16 protein-coding genes are annotated in these 17023 nt (G+C 45.6%); 13 read left to right on the top strand and 3 right to left on the bottom strand.

Features of this window, described 5'->3' with window-relative positions:
- Nucleotides 1-298 precede the first annotated feature (298 nt).
- From OC443_RS17535 to OC443_RS17505, 7 genes are all read left to right on the top strand, one after another.
- Nucleotides 299-841 (top strand): hypothetical protein, encoded by a 543-nt coding sequence (locus tag OC443_RS17535; RefSeq protein WP_073585850.1) that lies wholly within the window; start codon nucleotides 299-301, stop codon nucleotides 839-841.
- 310 nt (nucleotides 842-1151) lie between these two features.
- The gene (locus tag OC443_RS17530) at nucleotides 1152-1541 is read left to right on the top strand and encodes a hypothetical protein (protein ID WP_073585851.1); all 390 of its coding nucleotides are present in this window, start codon (nucleotides 1152-1154) and stop codon (nucleotides 1539-1541) included.
- Nucleotides 1542-1589: 48 nt separating this feature from the next.
- On the top strand, nucleotides 1590-1991 hold the full coding sequence (locus tag OC443_RS17525; protein WP_143169327.1) for a transposase: 402 nt from the start codon (nucleotides 1590-1592) through the stop codon (nucleotides 1989-1991).
- On the top strand, nucleotides 1988-3067 hold the full coding sequence (locus OC443_RS17520; RefSeq protein WP_262021692.1) for an IS3 family transposase: 1080 nt from the start codon (nucleotides 1988-1990) through the stop codon (nucleotides 3065-3067). Before OC443_RS17525 ends, OC443_RS17520 begins: the two co-directional genes overlap by 4 nt.
- A complete protein-coding gene (locus OC443_RS17515; RefSeq protein WP_262021691.1) occupies nucleotides 3057-3191 on the top strand; it encodes a hypothetical protein in 135 nt (44 codons plus the stop codon). Before OC443_RS17520 ends, OC443_RS17515 begins: the two co-directional genes overlap by 11 nt.
- Before the next feature lie 70 nt (nucleotides 3192-3261).
- Nucleotides 3262-3765 carry a hypothetical protein gene (locus tag OC443_RS17510; protein WP_073584843.1) on the top strand — a complete coding sequence of 168 codons (504 nt, stop codon included), beginning with the start codon at nucleotides 3262-3264 and terminating at the stop codon, nucleotides 3763-3765.
- Nucleotides 3766-4055: 290 nt separating this feature from the next.
- Nucleotides 4056-5390 carry a S1 family peptidase gene (locus tag OC443_RS17505; protein ID WP_073584845.1) on the top strand — a complete coding sequence of 445 codons (1335 nt, stop codon included), beginning with the start codon at nucleotides 4056-4058 and terminating at the stop codon, nucleotides 5388-5390.
- An 83-nt stretch (nucleotides 5391-5473) separates the two neighbouring features.
- Here the strand turns inward: OC443_RS17505 and OC443_RS17500 are convergent, their stop codons facing one another.
- The gene (locus tag OC443_RS17500; protein ID WP_073584847.1) at nucleotides 5474-7441 is read right to left on the bottom strand and encodes a glycoside hydrolase family 3 protein; all 1968 of its coding nucleotides are present in this window, start codon (nucleotides 7439-7441) and stop codon (nucleotides 5474-5476) included.
- Nucleotides 7442-7905: 464 nt separating this feature from the next.
- Here OC443_RS17500 and OC443_RS17495 point away from each other — a divergent pair, with 464 nt between their 5' ends.
- Complete coding sequence (locus OC443_RS17495) at nucleotides 7906-8550, top strand: glutathione S-transferase family protein (protein ID WP_073584849.1); 645 nt, start codon at nucleotides 7906-7908, stop codon at nucleotides 8548-8550.
- Between the two features lie 108 nt (nucleotides 8551-8658).
- On the opposite strand, the gene OC443_RS17490 is transcribed toward OC443_RS17495, so the two are convergent.
- On the bottom strand, nucleotides 8659-9936 hold the full coding sequence (locus tag OC443_RS17490; RefSeq protein ID WP_073584851.1) for a malic enzyme-like NAD(P)-binding protein: 1278 nt from the start codon (nucleotides 9934-9936) through the stop codon (nucleotides 8659-8661).
- 318 nt (nucleotides 9937-10254) lie between these two features.
- Entirely contained in the window at nucleotides 10255-10473 is a 219-nt protein-coding gene (gene rpmE, locus OC443_RS17485; RefSeq protein WP_073584853.1) for a 50S ribosomal protein L31, read from the bottom strand.
- Between the two features lie 294 nt (nucleotides 10474-10767).
- On the opposite strand from rpmE, the gene priA reads away from it, so the two are divergent.
- From priA to hslU, 5 genes are all read left to right on the top strand, one after another.
- Entirely contained in the window at nucleotides 10768-12969 is a 2202-nt protein-coding gene (gene priA / locus OC443_RS17480; protein WP_073584855.1) for a primosomal protein N', read from the top strand.
- Nucleotides 12970-13246: 277 nt separating this feature from the next.
- Nucleotides 13247-14257, top strand: a complete 1011-nt coding sequence (gene cytR / locus OC443_RS17475; protein ID WP_073584857.1) for a DNA-binding transcriptional regulator CytR — start codon at nucleotides 13247-13249, stop codon at nucleotides 14255-14257.
- A gap of 105 nt (nucleotides 14258-14362) precedes the next feature.
- Entirely contained in the window at nucleotides 14363-14938 is a 576-nt protein-coding gene (locus tag OC443_RS17470) for an SPOR domain-containing protein (protein ID WP_073584859.1), read from the top strand.
- Between the two features lie 113 nt (nucleotides 14939-15051).
- Complete coding sequence (gene hslV / locus OC443_RS17465) at nucleotides 15052-15585, top strand: ATP-dependent protease subunit HslV (RefSeq protein ID WP_073584861.1); 534 nt, start codon at nucleotides 15052-15054, stop codon at nucleotides 15583-15585.
- Nucleotides 15586-15629: 44 nt separating this feature from the next.
- Nucleotides 15630-16961 carry an HslU--HslV peptidase ATPase subunit gene (hslU, locus tag OC443_RS17460; protein WP_073584863.1) on the top strand — a complete coding sequence of 444 codons (1332 nt, stop codon included), beginning with the start codon at nucleotides 15630-15632 and terminating at the stop codon, nucleotides 16959-16961.
- The last annotated feature ends 62 nt before the right edge of the window (nucleotides 16962-17023 follow it).

The following is a 17023-nucleotide window of genomic DNA, read 5'->3' as shown; positions in this document are numbered from 1 at the left end:
GCTGGTTGAACGATTAAGTTAGTATGCTCTCACCCTGCTCCTGAGGCTGTTCATAATTCTGTGTCGCATCCATTTTATAAACCCAGGTAATGGTCGATTCTGCCTTTTCGAAGTGGGTGCTTCGTACCTGCGCTAAACGTGAATTATATGGTAAGAACAAAAAAATATGGTGTTCTTAACCTAAATTTATTAGCTGATAAAGATTGTAGAGATACAATTAGTTGGTTAGTAAATGGTGGTGGAAATGGTTTTGAGGAAAGACAGAAATATGTTAACTATTTAAAGGTGGTTATGAAATATGAAAAATGCACTAATTAGGAATGGATTTCTATTATTTTCAATTTTTATATCTATTAATTGTGTGGCTAATGATTTCGATAGATTTAAAAATGATGATAAATATGAAATATATTATTTTGATGTAGATCGAGATGGTGTTAAAGATGCTGTTATTAATGACCAATCTAATGATGAAATATTGGTGTTTCTGAATGTAGATGGAGAATACAAATATAAATATAAATCTGAAAATTATAGCTTTCAAGGGATGTATATGGTGAGAGAAATTAAGGAAGAGAAAGGTGATGATGTTAATTTCTCCATAATATCAATGTTTTCTGGTGCTGGAGGTCAAGAAAAAAAATACTTTTTGAGCATAAAAGAGAATGAATTAGAGCTTGTTCAGACAGTTACATTCGATTCTTCTCATAATGATGGTTTGTATTCATTACATGTCTGTGTGATAAACAAAACGGAGAAAGAGAAATGTCATGTCATGAGATCTGACAAGTATTTTGATTCTAAGTTTATAGAAAAATATCCTTATAAAAAGCTTCCATAAGCATTTGGATAAACATGGATCGCTTATCAGAAAACTCAGTATTACGGATTATTTAATCTCAATGGTAAGCCACGTTTATTCGCACGTTGTAAGGTTTGTTGATGGTGATGTGAAAACAGCTGAAGGTGCAAAGTTCCATTAACTGGGTAGTAGTTCAGCCTATAAGGTTTGTGCCGGTGATCCAATCGGTTATCTGGGGCGTTACGATAAAGTTGATACCCGGCGGGAAGATTTTATCAAGCTCGGCTCTCAGATTCATTTTGAAGTTTTTTCAAAAGACAAGCCACCTGAAGGTTTCTTTAAGCTGTTAATGAATGATGAATCTGTGAAGCAGTTGAGATGGATAGAAGATAAAGATTCTGATGGTTTTGTGGACAAGCCTGATCCACCATTTTTATTTCAGGAAGTGACCCGGCCGGTCAGTGGTGGTGAAGGCGCGCAGGCATTCACGCAAGTTGAAGATGCTTTGCTGCCGTGGGACAGTTTTAAATCCATCGTGGCATACCACGAGAGTGAGTGGTATCCGAAAGCGGCAGAGAAATCATTTTTAGATGATTTTCTGGATAAATACAAACATGCGTTGATGAAAGATATCATCGAGCATGAAAAAGAGCGAATTGACCAACTGGTGTGGATGCAGGATGAAGTTAAAATCGGGTTCGGACCGTTAGTATGGCCCTGTGTGTCAACCTGCTATTGAACCACCCGCTTTTGAGATAACATACAAATCAGGGTGAAAAAGGAGTTCATGATGCCAAAGAACACAACGGTTGAGCCGCAGGTCAGTCCCTCTCCGGAGCTGGAAAAGAAAACCCGCCGTGTCTTTACGACCGAATACAAGCTGTCCATTATACAACAGGCCGATGCCTGTCAACATGGCGAGATTGGTGCCTTACTCCGGCGGGAAAAGCTTTACTCAAATCAGCTTTCACAATGGCGGAAAGAATTCGCTGAGAACGGCATCAAAGGGCTCGAAAAATCAGCCCCCGGTCCTGCGTCAGCAAAAACTCCCGAGCAAAAACGCATTGAGCACTTAGAGAAAGAGAACGCCCGTCTTCGTCATCAGATTGAGGTAAAAGACGGTTGTCTCTCGCTCCAAAAAAAAGCCTTGGCGTTGATAGAAGCGATGGAACAAGAGAACAAATCATGACGCTGGCGCAACATCCCTTACCTGCATTTGTCTCCCAAAGGCTCGCCTGCCAGGTGCTTAACGTCAACCGCAATACATTAAGACGTTATATCCGGGGTGTTCAGTTTTGTGGCCCTTGGCCCCGGATTCACCGCTCCCGGAAACACGCGCGCCAGCCCAGAGCATTAAGCGATACAGAAAGAGAAACAGTGAAATCGGTGATGCTCAGTGAAACTTATTGTAACCAACCGCCGGTGCAGATTTATTATGACCTGTTGCAGCAAGGGCAATATCTGTGCTCAGTCAGCACCATGCACCGGCTCTTACGTGAAGATAATCTTCATGGTGAACGCCGGGTACAGCGACCAGCGCAGTCTCACATGGTTCCCCGTCTGGTGGCTCAACATCCCAATCAGGTCTGGACCTGGGATATCACCAAATTACCCACTCAAAAGCGGGGAGAATATTTATCACTTTATGTCGTGATGGATTTATTTAGCCGTTACATTGTTGCCTGGATGCTATCGCGCAAGGAAAACAGTGCGTTAGCATCCCAGCTAATGGAAGAAGCAATCACCCGTTATGACCTTGAATCAAGCGGTTTAACCCTTCATCAGGACAGAGGCGCGCCGATGACTGCCCATTGTTATCTGGATTTGTTGTCTGAGCTTGCAGTCACCGTCAGCCACAGTCGTCCGCGGGTCAGTAATGACAACCCATTTAGTGAATCACAATTTAAAACACTCAAATATCAACCAGATTATCCCCGTCGTTTTGAAGATTATGGGCATGCGAATCGTTGGTGTCAGGACTATGTAACATGGTACAACACCTGTCATTATCACAGCCAGTTAGGTGGCTTTACACCGGAGCATGTTTTTACAGGACGATATACAGAGGAGGCAGTGACACGTCAGGCGGGTCTTGATGCCGCTTATGCTGCACACCCGGAGCGTTTTGCTAAAGGTGCCCCCAAAGTCGCGATGCCAGCCAAAGAAGTGAGTATTAATCCGGTACCGGAAGATGCTGATAGTGAAGTGATAGAAAAAGGTGTGAACTTCCCAACCTTATCCAGCGTCACGAGAAATGCAATTTAATTATTTTCCGGGTGGTGCAAAACAGGTTGACATGTTCCGGATAACCGGCGAGCTGAGCCTGCATCAGCATCAGGTATTCACGGACTTTGTAGTGAATATCGAAGTCTCTGTCTTCGATATCTGATTTTCTTATTTTTCTGAGACTTTTGCTCAGGCCGGGGGGTAAGGGATGTGCACAGGCCAATGCTTATGGCGTGTATGCGAATATTGCTTACTTTAAAGACTGGATTGCAGCGAAAACCAGTGGTGTCAGCTACCCGCAACGGTTTAATACATTATCTTCCGATCAGAACATACAGGTTGAAACGCCATTAACAAACTACGGCACCGAAAGCTTTGATGTCACAAACTTTGAATTACCGGAAGGTGTGACTGTCGCGAGTAATACCTGTACATCGACATTAAATCAGGGTGACAGCTGTGCCGTGACGATGAATATTGACAGAAAAGCCGCTGGATTCCTGTCTTATCAGGCGGGTCAGGATCTGACCTATAAAATTATCACGGATCACGCTGAGGCTTCAGAGTTACAGGTAAAAGTTCACTTCAACAACATTTACCAGGAAGATGCTACTGAATCTGCCGGTTCAACCACGGGTTCCGGCAGTACTTCATCATCATCCGGCTCTGGTGGTGCTTCATTCGGGTTGCTGATTTTCTCTCTGTTTGGTTTGATTATCAGACGCCGGTATCGCTGATTTCAGGTAACATTTAGCCGAACGATAAAAACCACCTGTCACCCGGCAGGTGGTTTTTTTTGCCGGAAATAAATCTAAAGCCATTTTTTGTCTGCCGCTTGTTAATAATATTGTTACAGAGGTTTGGTTTATCGCAATAGTAAATGATGGAAATATCAATTGATATTGATGTCTCATGCAACTGGATGTAATTTGAGGTCTGCCTGACCGGGCTGTAACCAGGTAATCACTCATCGACAAATGATGCATTACCGTTTTATTCAATACTAAGGATAGTAGGTATTTAAAAAATGAAAAAAAGCAAATTAGCAATGTTTGTCAGTTTGGCTCTGCCTTTGGGCCTCGCTTTATCCGGGCAAGTGGGTGCATCTTCTGAAAATACAGTGCGTATTATCAATGGTACACAATCAGCAGAAGGTGACTGGCCGTTTATGACGGCGATGGTGAGTAAAAATGTAGATACTTATAACGGGCAGTTCTGTGGCGCGACTTTCCTTGGCGGTCGTTATGTATTAACTGCTTCTCATTGTGTTGCCAGTTTGGTCGAATCAAATACCTATGCAGCTGATGTCTCTGTCGGTATTTATGATTTGAGTAATGGTGAGAATGAAGGTCAACGGGTTGATATCCAGAATATCTATATGCACGAAAACTATGATTCTTCGACGATGCATAATGATATTGCGATTCTTGAACTGGCCAAAGAAGTGACGGAAACTAATGTTGAGCTGACAACATCAACATTGACCGACGCTTTGTCCGCCGGGGATACACTGACGGTCATGGGTTGGGGAAATCAGTCAACGACATCGAGTGTTTTTCCTGAAAAATTGTATCAGGTTGATGTGCCTTATGTGGATCTGAGTACCTGTCAGAATGTCGGCGGAGATTATAGTAATGTCAGCGATGACTCTATCTGTGCCGGCCTGAAAGAAGGCGGAAAAGATTCATGTCAGGGCGATAGTGGTGGCCCGCTGGTTTACAATGATAATGGCACTTACAAGCAGGTAGGTATTGTCAGCTGGGGAGTCGGGTGTGCTCAGCCAAATGCTTATGGTGTTTATACCAATGTGGCTTATTTTACGGACTGGATTGCAGCGAAAACCAGTGGCGTGAGTTATCGGCAGCGTATTAACTCTGAATCAACGGAACAAAACGTTCAGATCGAGATCCCGTTGACCAACTATGGTTCTGAAAGTTTTGATGTGACTAATTTCGAATTACCAACAGGTGTGACGATTGCGAACAATGGCTGTACTTCGACCCTGAGTCAGGGAAGCAGCTGTACTGTGGCAGTCAATGTAGACAGAAAAACCGCGGGTTTCACCACAACTCAGACAGGAACATCACTGACATTGAAAGTGTTGACGGATCAATCTAAAGCTTCTGAGTTGCAGGTTCAGGCATACTTTAGTGCCGGTTATACCGAAGATACGAGCTCTTCAGATGATTCCGGTTCTTCCGATTCTTCAGACAGTAGTGACTCTTCAGACAGTTCATCTCAGTCATCAGGTTCGACGACAACGACATCAACCAGTACTTCTTCCGGTTCTGGTGGTGCTGCATTTGGTCTGATGATGATGGCGGCGTTTGGCCTGTTGTTCAGACGCAGACAGAAAATATAATCTCACCCATCTCTTTAATCTGAATAAGCCACCTGCAAAGGTGGCTTTTTCTTAGTTTTCATCAAGTCAATGTGGTCATGACATTATCGTTGATCACAACCGGTTGGCAGTGACTCTTCAGACAGCGGTCCCACCGTTGTATCGTCTTTGGTGTCCAGACCATAACCGTAAGCAAACAATGGCTGATTATGATCGCCGCGATTGCTGATCTGGCAATCACTTCCGGGCCAGCTGTAAGCTAACTTCCCGGTGAAATCAAAATCACCAAACAACACATCTGCAATCCCATTACCTTCTGTCCCCGGCAGCCATGCAGCAACAAATGCATCAGACTTATTGATCTCCGGGTTCATCCACAACGGACGGCCGCCCACATAAACTGTCACGACCGGCACATCCGGCGCATTTTCTTTCAGTTTCGCCAGCAGTGCTTCATCCTGCGGGTAATGTTTTGAGAAAGACAGTGTGTCATCGGGTTTAATATCGCCCTGACCTTCGGCATAAGGCGTTTCACCAATCACAGCAATAATGACATCATAATCGTTGCTGGCTTTTGTGCCATCTTCGCTGAAGGTGATCTTACCCTGATCACTGACCGCGTCTTTGAAGCCTTTTAAAATTGATGTTGCATATGGGAAATCAGCGTTTGTATTACCGGTACCCTGCCATGTAATCGACCATCCGCCGGTTTGATTACTGATATTATTGGCTGTTTTACCCGTTACCAGAATGTGCGCGGATTTATCGATGGGCAGCACATTGTGATTATTTTTCAGCAATACCAGAGATTTGCGGACCGCTTCTCTTGCCAGGTCACGAAGTGACTGGTTCTGAAGCTTAGCTGCATCACCTGCGCCAAGGCGTTTGGATGGCATTGGTTTATCAAACAGACCGGCACGCATTTTCACCCGCAGGATACGTTTGACTGCATCATCAATCCGGCTCATCGGAATCAGGCCATCTTTGACATCTTTCAATGTATTGGTGATAAAGTCAGGCCATTTTTTCTCAGCGATCATCACCATATCGATACCGGCATTAATCGCTTGCGGGCAGTGGAAGTTGGTACATCCCGGTACCTGCCCAATGGCATTCCAGTCTGAAACGACAAAGCCGTCAAAATTCATCTGGTCTTTCAGGATTTGAGTCAGTAAGTATTCATTCCCGTGCATTTTGTCACCTTTCCAGCTGCTGTAAGATGCCATCACGGTTTGTGCACCGGCCTGAAGTGCTGAATAGTAACCCTGAGCATGAATATTGATCAGATCATGTTCGCTGCTCAGATTGTTTCCCTGATCGGTGCCCAGATAAGTGCCGCCGTCGCCAAGGTAATGTTTAGCGGTGGCAACTACATGGTTCTGGTCAAAGTTGCCCTGAATACCGCGAACCATGGCATCGCCATACTGAAAAACAATTTCAGGATCTTCAGAATAGCCTTCGTAGCTTCTTCCCCAGCGATCATCACGCACAACGGCAAGTGTTGGCGCAAACGTCCAGTCCAGCCCGGTGGTTGTTACCTGTGAGGCTGTCGCCCGGCCGATGCGTTCCATCATCGCCGGATCGTGTGCTGCACCTAAGCCGATGTTATGCGGAAAGAGCACAGAGCCTTTGACATTGCCATACCCATGTACGGCATCTGTGCCCCAGATAACCGGAATTGCAGCATTGCCGTCAGACGTATCCATTGAGGCTTGCCAGTAGCTGTCAGCCAGAGTGAGCCAGTCATTGACGGTGGCATTTTTATTGTAGTCCGGCCAGTCATTTCCACCATTCAGCACAGAACCAACATGGTATTTCACCACATCTTCCGGTGTTGTATTCATGATGGTTGGTTGTGTCATCTGACCGATTTTTTCTTCCAGAGACATGGTTTGCAGAATCTGGTTAATTGCCTGTTCAATTTTGGGCGTTTTTTTGATGCTGCTTTTCAGCGCCGGCCACTCTGTATGGTCTGTTCTGAATTCTGTGCTCTCGTCCGGGTAGTTTGCAATAGCACAGCCGGTTGTGAGCAAAAAAGCGCTCGAAATTGCTAAAAATTTATGAATTGACATTGTTTGTACCTGTACGTTGTTATGTTTTTATTTTGTTCTCCGGAGCAACCGTTGTTTGCCGGCCAGTTGCGCTGGCGGGGGAGGTTTCGCATTATCACCATGGGTGGTTTCTGAAGCCGGAGTGAATAATGACTGATGATCCGGTTTTCCGGATCGTCAGTGATATTCATTTATTGTTGTCATTCCGGTTGTCCGGTTGATTGATAAAACGCGTGTTGTTCTGCGGAGATTGCATCGTGTTCACTTCGGGGCAAATCCCTGATGGAGTGAACAACACGCGAGGTAGAGATTAAAAAGCAAAAATGAATATGCATCCAGTGATCATGTATATATTGTGAAATTAGTCCCATATATTTTTCGGATATGCTGTTATGAGCGTTGTTGATTAAATTATTTCATTGAGTCGCAAAGTCTTACCCGGTAAGGTGACTTTATTATCAGCCCGACACAGAAGGAAATATTTCATGATTTATGTTCATCATCTGGAAAAGTCACGCTCAAATCGTATTGTTTGGTTGTTGGAAGAATCAGGCGCTGAATATCAGGTTGTTTTTTATCAGCGGGATCCAAAAACTTCCGGTGCGCCCGATACGTTAAAAAAGGTTTATCCTTTGGGTGTTTCTCCGGTGATTACGGACGGGGAAGTGACCGTGGCTGAATCAGGCGCAATCATTGAATATATACTCGATCACTATGATCCGGAGCAGCGTTTCAGACCGGTTTCCGGGCAGGCATTGCTGGATTATCGTTACTGGATGCATTTTGCTGAAGGTTCTCTGATGCCTTTGCTGGTGATGCAACTGATACTGAGTAAATCACGTAAACGGGTGCCATTTTTTATCCGGCCTGTGATTGGGAAATTTATCGATGCTTTATGTCAGAATTTTATTTTGCCGCGCCTGAAACCACAACTTCAGTTAATTGATGATTTTCTGGCCCGCAATCACTGGTTTGCCGGAGAGCAGATGAGTGGCGCTGATTTCCAGATGTTCCTTGCTCTTCAACTTGCTGAGATACAGACGGACATTTCTGCTTTTTCGCATATTCAGCGTTATATGCAGGAAGTCAAAGCGTTGCCGGGTTATCAGCGGGCTGAAAAGCAGTTTTAAGTCAGCCAGACGTGAATTGTGGCCCTTAAACGATGGTTCATTTCAATAAAAAAACCGGATGACTGAAGCATCCGGTTTTGGTTTGTTGTGTTTGCCTGTGGCCTGGAATTAGTCTTCCATGTAGTTTTCCGGCATAGCAATACGGGCGACACCCGAATCGACCGCGGCTTGTGCAACGGCTTTTGCGACGCGTGGTAACAGGCGCGGGTCCATTGGTTTTGGAATAATATACTCAGAACCGAAAGCGAGGCTGTTTGCCCCCGCAGCTTTCAGAACTTCTGCCGGAACAGGTTCTTTTGCCAGCTGACGAATCGCTTCAATCGCTGCAATTTTCATTTCATCATTAATTTCACTGGCCCGGACATCCAGAGCACCACGGAAAATAAATGGAAAACACAGCACATTATTAACCTGGTTCGGATAATCGGAACGGCCGGTCCCCATAATCAGATCCTGACGGGCCTGCTGGGCGGTTTCCGGTTTAATTTCCGGATCCGGATTTGAGCAGGCAAACACAACCGGCTTATCCGCCATCAGCTTCAGCGCTTCCGGTGGCAGCAGGTTTGGTCCGGAGACGCCAAGGAACAGATCGGCGCCTTGAATAGCATCTTCCAGTGTTCTTTTATCCGTGTTACTGGCAAAGAGCTGCTTGTATTCATTCAAATCGTCACGGCGGGTATGAATCACACCTTTGCGGTCAAGCATGTAGATTTTTTCACGCATGGCACCGCATTTGATTAACAGCTCCATACAGGCAACGGCAGCAGCTCCGGCACCGAGACAGACAATGGTACATTCCTTCAGATCTTTTCCCTGCAGCTCAATGGCGTTGAGCATACCGGCAGCGGTCACAATTGCTGTACCATGTTGATCATCATGGAATACCGGGATATCACATTTCTCAATCAGACGTCTTTCAATTTCAAAGCAATCAGGTGCTTTGATATCTTCCAGGTTAATGCCACCAAATGTGTCAGCAATATTTGCGACGGTATCGACAAACTCGTCGATCGTCCGGTGTTTTACTTCAATGTCAATCGAATCAAGACCGGCAAAACGCTTGAACAATAAAGCCTTACCTTCCATCACGGGTTTGGATGCCATTGGCCCCAGGTTACCTAAGCCTAAGATTGCTGTACCGTTTGAAATGACGGCAACGGTATTTCCTTTCGCGGTATATTTGTAAATGTTATCGATATTTTGTGCGATTTCACGTACAGGCTCGGCGACACCCGGACTATATGCCAGTGCCAGATCTTCGGCGGAATCTGCTGGTTTTGTCAGAGCAATTTCAATTTTGCCGGCGGTTGGTGTAGCGTGATATGCCAGGGCTTTCTGGCGAAGGATTTCTTCCGGGGTTAAATTTTGACTGTTGTCTTCAGACATAAGTGTTGAGTCTCATTGTTATTTTATACCAATACCAGTCATCACCTCATGATGACATGTTCATTTGATGATATGTCTTGGTATTACTCAGGAATACATCAGTAGCGTATATCTACTTATATGAACAGATGAGCTAGTGTAATCGATGTCTGGGAGGCTGGATAGGGTTGTGATACTTTCGTAAGTAAATTTTGTTGCAATTCTGAACGGTTTCTGGAGATGCGGGGGGAATTACAGCACATTGCCGGTAAAGCGAATCGTCAGCAAAATAAAAGGACGCTTGCGCGTCCTTCAGAAATTCGTTTGATCGTAAACGGATTACTTCTTGCTTGATAAGCTGCCGAAACGCTTGTTGAAGCGATCTACACGGCCGCCTGTATCAACGATACGTTGCTTACCAGTATAGAATGGGTGGCATTTGTCACATACGTCAAGGTGAAGTGAATCCTTGCTCATTGATGATTTAAATACAAATGAGTTGCCGCAAGAACAAGTTGCGTTTACGTCTTTATATTCTGGGTGGATACCAGTTTTCATGGGATAACCTCTGTCAGGCCGTGTCGCTATACCGGTGCTTTGCCGGACACCACACGTATTGTTAATAATATCATTATCAGGCCGGTCAGACCGACCCGATCTCTAAGGCGCGATATATTAAAGAATCCGGCTGTCAGGATCAATAACTTTTGCTGTTATTTTCACCATAGACTCTCATCATGACGGGAAATGATACTTTTTATCCGATTCTGTCTTGTGTGGTGATGGAGTCGTATTTCAGGGACGCTTCGATTAGACTGTGACCATGAATGATTTCACCCGATTTTTTGTTGTATGCATCCATCGATTGCCCGCGTAGCGCTTCCTGTGCCACTCGATAAGTATTTTGACTACCTGATCCCAAAGGATTGTTTTCCGGTGATTGGCGGAAGAGTGTCGGTACCGTTCGGGCGTCAGACACTGATTGGTCTTGTGACAGAACTTGTCAGTACGTCTGAGATGGCACTGACAAAGTTAAAACCAATTCATCAGGTTTTGGATGATGATCCGGTCTGGCCATTTCAGCTTTATCAACTGCTCAAATGGTGTAGTCAATATTATCAATATCCATTGGGTGAAACACTATCAAATGCCTTACCGGTAGCATTAAGAAAAGGTAAAGCCGCTGAATTTCCGGTGTTGCAGGAGTGGTCGGTCACGGATGCCGGGCGTGAGCAACTGATGCTGGGGCTTGGCAGGGCTGTGCGTCAGGCGAAAGTGCTGAACTTTTTGTCAGGCAGACCGGCAAGCCGGGAAGAATTGCTGGCGGAAGACATGAGCAGCCAGGTGCTGCGGGATCTGCAAAAGAAAGGTTGGGTGACGGTTTGTGAAAAGAAAACGTCTCGTATGCCATGGCCTGAATACCTGGAAAACGAAAGTGAAAAACCCAGACTCAACGAAGAGCAGGCGGTTGCAGTAGCGACAGTGAATAGTGAGTCTGGGTTTGGCTGCTATTTACTCGAAGGTGTGACGGGTTCCGGTAAAACAGAAGTTTATCTGAATATGATTGCGCCGGTTTTGGCCCGCAAACAACAGGCTTTGGTGCTGGTGCCGGAAATCGGCCTGACTTCCCAGACGATTGAGCGGTTTCGCTCCCGTTTTCAGGTGCCGGTGGTTGTCATGCACTCCGGGTTGAATGATACAGAGCGGCTACAGGCATGGCTCTCAGCCAGAGATGGTCATGCGGGTGTCGTGATTGGAACCCGTTCTGCTTTGTTTACTCCCTTCCAGCACCTTGGAATCATCATTGTTGATGAAGAACACGATGCATCTTATAAGCAGCAGGACAGCCTGCGTTACCACGCCCGTGATGTCGCAGTGATGCGGGCCAGCCTCGAAGGTATACCCGTGATATTAGGCTCTGCGACACCGGCACTGGAAACGTTGCAAAATGCCTTGAGTGGAAAATATCATCATCTGAGGCTGACCAGCCGCGCCGGCACGGCGGTCCCTGCCCGTAACCGGGTGCTGGATATTAAAGGGTTGCATCTGGAAGGGGGATTGTCAGCGCCGTTAATGGCTGAGATGAGAAAACATTTACAGGCCGGAAATCAGGTCTTACTGTTTTTAAACCGGCGAGGTTATGCGCCGGTACTGATGTGCCATGACTGTGGCTGGACGGCTGCTTGTCAGCGGTGTGACATGCATTATACCTATCACCAACTGACACAGGATCTTCGTTGCCATCATTGCGGCTCCATCAGGCCGGTGGTGAATCAGTGCCAGAACTGTGGTTCTCAGAGAATGGTGACATCCGGCGTTGGCACAGAACAGCTTGAACACCACCTGGGGCAACTGTTTCCTGAATACAAAACAATCAGAATTGATCGGGACAGTACCCGGAGAAAAGGAACACTGGAAAGTGCACTTGAGTCTGTCAGAAAAGGGGAATACCACATTCTGATCGGGACTCAGATGTTAGCGAAAGGGCATCATTTTCCTGATGTGACGCTGGTTGCTTTATTGGATGTGGACAGTGCTTTATTCAGTAATGATTTCCGGGCTGCTGAGCGTCTTGCACAGTTATTTACGCAGGTGGCCGGAAGAGCCGGAAGAGCCAGTAAGCCAGGAGAAGTCGTTTTACAGACGCATCATCCTGAACACAATTTGTTGCAGGTATTGCTTGAGAAAGATTACCGGCACTTTGCCATGATGGCACTGGAGGAACGCAGACTTTGCTCTTTGCCGCCTTTTAATTATCTGACCTTGTTTAAAGCGGAGTCGAATGATGCCCGTCAGGCTGAAGAATTTCTCCGGCAGGTTCGTCATACACTGGAAGCCAATCCTGTTTTTGATGCTTACTGTTCTGTGATCGGCCCTTCGCCTGCACCGCTGGCAAAACGTGCCGGAAAATATCGCTGGCAGTTATTATTACAGGTATCAAGAAGGACAACCATGCAGCAATTGCTGGTCAGCGCCCGCCCGGCAATTCAGTTGTTACCTCTGACGAAGCGGGTCCGGTGGTCTCTGGACGTCGAACCCCATGACCTCTCTTAACTGGTTCTGGTTATTATTTGTTCACATACTGAAACATTTTTTCCGTTGCAGATCCTGATTCTGTCAGTGGATGATGTTTTTTTGTGCTGATAATTATTTGATATTTATCGTGATCTATGTCTCATTTATTATGTAAATTTTGTTAAACAGACCGTAACTTTATCGCCAGAAATGCTTACACTAAAGAGATATGCGCGATCTTTATATGCCGGGGGGAGTCAGAAGGGTTATCTGGTCCGGTGTTTTTTCAAACTATTGAGAGTGAGGACAGAAATATATGGCGACAATGAAGGATGTTGCTCAATTAGCGGGCGTCTCGACTGCAACCGTCTCCAGAGCCCTTATGAATCCGGAGAAAGTATCGCCAACCACCAGAAAACGGGTGGAAGATGCAGTGCTTGAATCGGGTTATTCTCCAAACTCTCTGGCGAGAAACCTGCGACGTAATGAATCCAAGATTATCGTTGTTATTGTTCCTGATATTTGCGATCCATATTTTTCTGAAATTATTCGTGGTATTGAAGATGCGGCTGCCGAGCATGGTTATTTAGTGTTGCTTGGTGATAGTGGCCAGCAGCAGAAAAGAGAAAGTTCATTTGTTAATCTTGTATTTACAAAGCAGGCTGACGGGATGCTGTTGCTGGGAACCGATTTACCCTTTGATGCCAGTAAATCTGAGCAAAAGAATCTACCGCCGATGGTGATGGCCTGTGAATATGCCCCGGAACTTGAATTGCCGACAGTACACATTGATAACCTGACCTCTGCGTTTGAAATTGTGAATTATCTGACCCAAATGGGACACACTCAGATTGCTGAAATTACGGGCCCTGAGTCTGCAGCATTATGTCAGTTCCGTCATCAGGGATTTATGCAGGCATTACGTCGTGCCGGCATACAGATGAATCCTGAATTTCATTTCTCCGGTGATTTTAGTTTTGAATCCGGAGCTAAAGCCATTCGCCGCTGCTTAAAACTGACCGATCCGCCAACAGCTGTATTCTGTCATAACGACATGATGGCAATCGGGGCCATTCAGGAAGCGAAGCGATCAGGTTTCCGGGTACCACAGGATTTATCTATTGTTGGCTTTGATGACATTAATTTTGCCCAGTATTGCGATCCGCCGCTGACGACAGTTGCACAGCCCAAATATGAAATCGGACGTCAGGCGATGTTACTGATGCTTGAAGTCTTGCGTGGGCAGGATGTTCGGGCTGGTTCCCGTTTACTGGAGACTAAACTGATCGTCAGGGATAGTGTTTCCTCACCTAAGAAAAAGGTATAAGCTCGTCATTGTATATTGGCAGGAAGTCCTGAATGGTTACTATTGTGCTTCCTGTCAGTCTTCCTATAACATACCCTAATTGTTGACGGGAAACGCAAAATATCAGTGGCTAATAAAGATTATGTAAGACGGGGAAGTTCGCCCCGGAAAAAAGCGCCATCCAAGAAAACCAAAGCGCCTCAAAGACGTCGTTCTGCACGTCCTGTTATTTCGGCGGTTATTCTGGTCTCAGCCTTTGGCTATGGTTTGTACAAACTGAGTGTACAGCCTGAACCGCCAGTTAAAGAACAGCATGCACCGGCAGCCAAGCCTAAACCGGTCAGTCAACCAAAACCTAAACCAGCCAAATCAGGTCAGTTGCCACCACCACCAACGGAAAAGTGGGATTATGTTGAGACGCTGCCCAAGCGGGAAATTGAGGTCACACCGAAAGAACTCAAAGTGTCTGAAATTCCTTATATCATGCAGTGTGGTGCTTACAAAACACTCCATCAGGCGGAAAAACGTAAGCTGGACATTGCATTTCAGGGGCTGAACAGTAAGGTCCGTAAAAAAGAGAATAGTAACTGGTATCGGGTTGTTTTAGGGCCTTATAAATTCAGACGGGATGCTGAGCGGGATAAACATAAACTGCAGCGTGCTAAAATTGAACCGTGTGCTATCTGGAAAGAACGCCAGTAATTGACTTTATTTTTACAGAGCGAGTGGAATTATGTGCTTTCTTTCTCTTGAATTCAGAAAAAGTAACCACATATAGATTCCTAACGCATTATGAAAAATAAAGAGGTCTTACCGTGACTACTATCGTATCGGTCCGTCGTCAAAATAAAGTTGTTATTGCCGGAGATGGCCAGGTGTCTCTGGGAAACACTGTGATGAAGGGCAATGCACGTAAGGTTCGTCGTTTATACAACGAGAAAGTTCTGGCTGGTTTTGCTGGTGGTACTGCAGATGCATTTACTTTGTTTGAACGCTTCGAAAGTAAGCTTCAAATGCATCAGGGCCACCTGACCAAGGCTGCGGTTGAACTGGCCAAAGACTGGCGAAGCGATCGTGCACTACGGCGGCTTGAAGCGATTCTGGCAGTTGCAGACGAAACGGCCTCTTTGATTATTACCGGTAATGGTGATGTTGTTCAGCCGGAAAACGATCTGATCGCGATTGGTTCCGGGGGTAATTATGCTCAGGCTGCGGCCATTGCATTACTTGAGAATACAGAACTGGATGCCAGAGAAATTGCGGAGAAATCACTGAGAATTGCTGGTGATATCTGTGTGTTTACTAACGATTTCCAAACGATTGAAGAGCTTGAAATTCCTCAATCATAATTCCGACCCGGTAATGCCCGCTATACAGAACAAAGGAAACTATCATGTCTGAAATGACTCCCCGCGAAATTGTTCATGAACTGAATCGCCATATCATTGGTCAGGATAAAGCAAAGCGTGCGGTGGCTATCGCATTACGTAATCGCTGGCGCCGGATGCAGCTGGAAGAAAGCTTACGTGTGGAAGTCACGCCGAAAAATATTTTGATGATAGGCCCGACGGGTGTGGGGAAAACTGAAATTGCCCGTCGTCTGGCAAAACTGGCAAATGCGCCGTTTATCAAAGTAGAAGCAACCAAGTTTACTGAAGTCGGTTATGTTGGTAAGGAAGTGGAAACAATTATCCGCGACCTGACAGACGTTGCGATCAAAATGACTCATCAGCAAGCGATGGAAAAAGTGAAGTTTCAGGCTGAGGAGTTAGCGGAAGAGCGTATTCTTGATGCTTTGCTGCCAGCACCACGTGAGTCTTGGGGGCAGGACGAGAAGCCGGAAGATACTTCCCATACCCGTCAGGTTTTCCGCAAAAAACTCCGTGAAGGCAATCTGGATGATAAAGAGATCGAAATCAATGTTGCTGTGCCGCAAATGGGGGTGGAAATTATGGCGCCTCCGGGCATGGAGGAAATGACCAACCAGCTTCAGGGATTGTTCCAGAATCTTGCCGGAGATACCAAGAAGAAACGTAAGTTGAAAATAAAAGATGCTTTTAAAGTCATGACTGAAGAAGAAGCGGCGAAGCTTGTGAATCAGGATGAGCTGAAGGAGCAGGCTATTTTCAATGTGGAAAACCATGGCATCGTCTTTGTTGATGAAATCGATAAAATTTGTAAACGTGGTGAAACATCAGGGCCTGATGTTTCAAGAGAAGGTGTTCAGCGGGATTTACTGCCTTTGATTGAAGGAAGTACTGTGTCCACGAAGCACGGGATGGTTCGGACCGATCATATTCTGTTTATTGCATCCGGTGCTTTCCAGGTTGCCAAACCTTCGGATTTGATTCCGGAACTTCAGGGGCGTTTGCCAATTCGTGTCGAGCTTGAAGCGCTGTCGAGTGATGACTTCAAACGGATTCTTACTGAACCCAAAGCATCTTTAACCGAGCAGTATATTGCATTGATGAAAACTGAAGATGTCTCTGTCGACTTTACAGAAGATGGTATTAACCAGATTGCTGAAGCCGCATGGCAGGTGAATGAGAGCACAGAAAATATCGGTGCGCGTCGTTTGCATACGGTAATGGAGCGTTTGATGGATGAAATTTCATTTGATGCGACTGACAAACCCGGCAGCTCTGTGACGATTGATGAGAATTATGTGAAAACCTGTCTGGATGAATTTATCGACGACGAAGATCTGAGTCGCTTTATTCTGTAACGGAAGAATAAACCAGATTTCATTATTTTTATGAACAAAAGTCTGTGGTAATGCCACAGGCT

The sequence above is a fragment of the Vibrio quintilis genome, assembly GCF_024529975.1.
GTDB lineage: Bacteria > Pseudomonadota > Gammaproteobacteria > Enterobacterales > Vibrionaceae > Vibrio > Vibrio quintilis.
This window is presented reverse-complemented; position numbering and strand designations above follow the sequence as displayed.

Bases quoted from the DNA above. Each gene is read 5' to 3' on its own strand.
- OC443_RS17525 (WP_143169327.1), top strand. From the start codon at position 1,590: ATGATGCCAAAGAACACAACGGTTGAGCCGCAGGTCAGTCCCTCTCCG.
- OC443_RS17530 (WP_073585851.1), top strand. From the start codon at position 1,152: ATGAATGATGAATCTGTGAAGCAGTTGAGATGGATAGAAGATAAAGAT.
- hslU (WP_073584863.1), top strand. From the start codon at position 15,630: ATGTCTGAAATGACTCCCCGCGAAATTGTTCATGAACTGAATCGCCAT.
- OC443_RS17490 (WP_073584851.1), bottom strand. From the start codon at position 9,936: ATGTCTGAAGACAACAGTCAAAATTTAACCCCGGAAGAAATCCTTCGC.
- OC443_RS17500 (WP_073584847.1), bottom strand. From the start codon at position 7,441: ATGTCAATTCATAAATTTTTAGCAATTTCGAGCGCTTTTTTGCTCACA.
- OC443_RS17515 (WP_262021691.1), top strand. From the start codon at position 3,057: ATGCAATTTAATTATTTTCCGGGTGGTGCAAAACAGGTTGACATGTTC.
- cytR (WP_073584857.1), top strand. From the start codon at position 13,247: ATGGCGACAATGAAGGATGTTGCTCAATTAGCGGGCGTCTCGACTGCA.
- OC443_RS17535 (WP_073585850.1), top strand. From the start codon at position 299: ATGAAAAATGCACTAATTAGGAATGGATTTCTATTATTTTCAATTTTT.
- OC443_RS17495 (WP_073584849.1), top strand. From the start codon at position 7,906: ATGATTTATGTTCATCATCTGGAAAAGTCACGCTCAAATCGTATTGTT.
- rpmE (WP_073584853.1), bottom strand. From the start codon at position 10,473: ATGAAAACTGGTATCCACCCAGAATATAAAGACGTAAACGCAACTTGT.
- OC443_RS17520 (WP_262021692.1), top strand. From the start codon at position 1,988: ATGACGCTGGCGCAACATCCCTTACCTGCATTTGTCTCCCAAAGGCTC.
- priA (WP_073584855.1), top strand. From the start codon at position 10,768: ATGCATCCATCGATTGCCCGCGTAGCGCTTCCTGTGCCACTCGATAAG.
- OC443_RS17505 (WP_073584845.1), top strand. From the start codon at position 4,056: ATGAAAAAAAGCAAATTAGCAATGTTTGTCAGTTTGGCTCTGCCTTTG.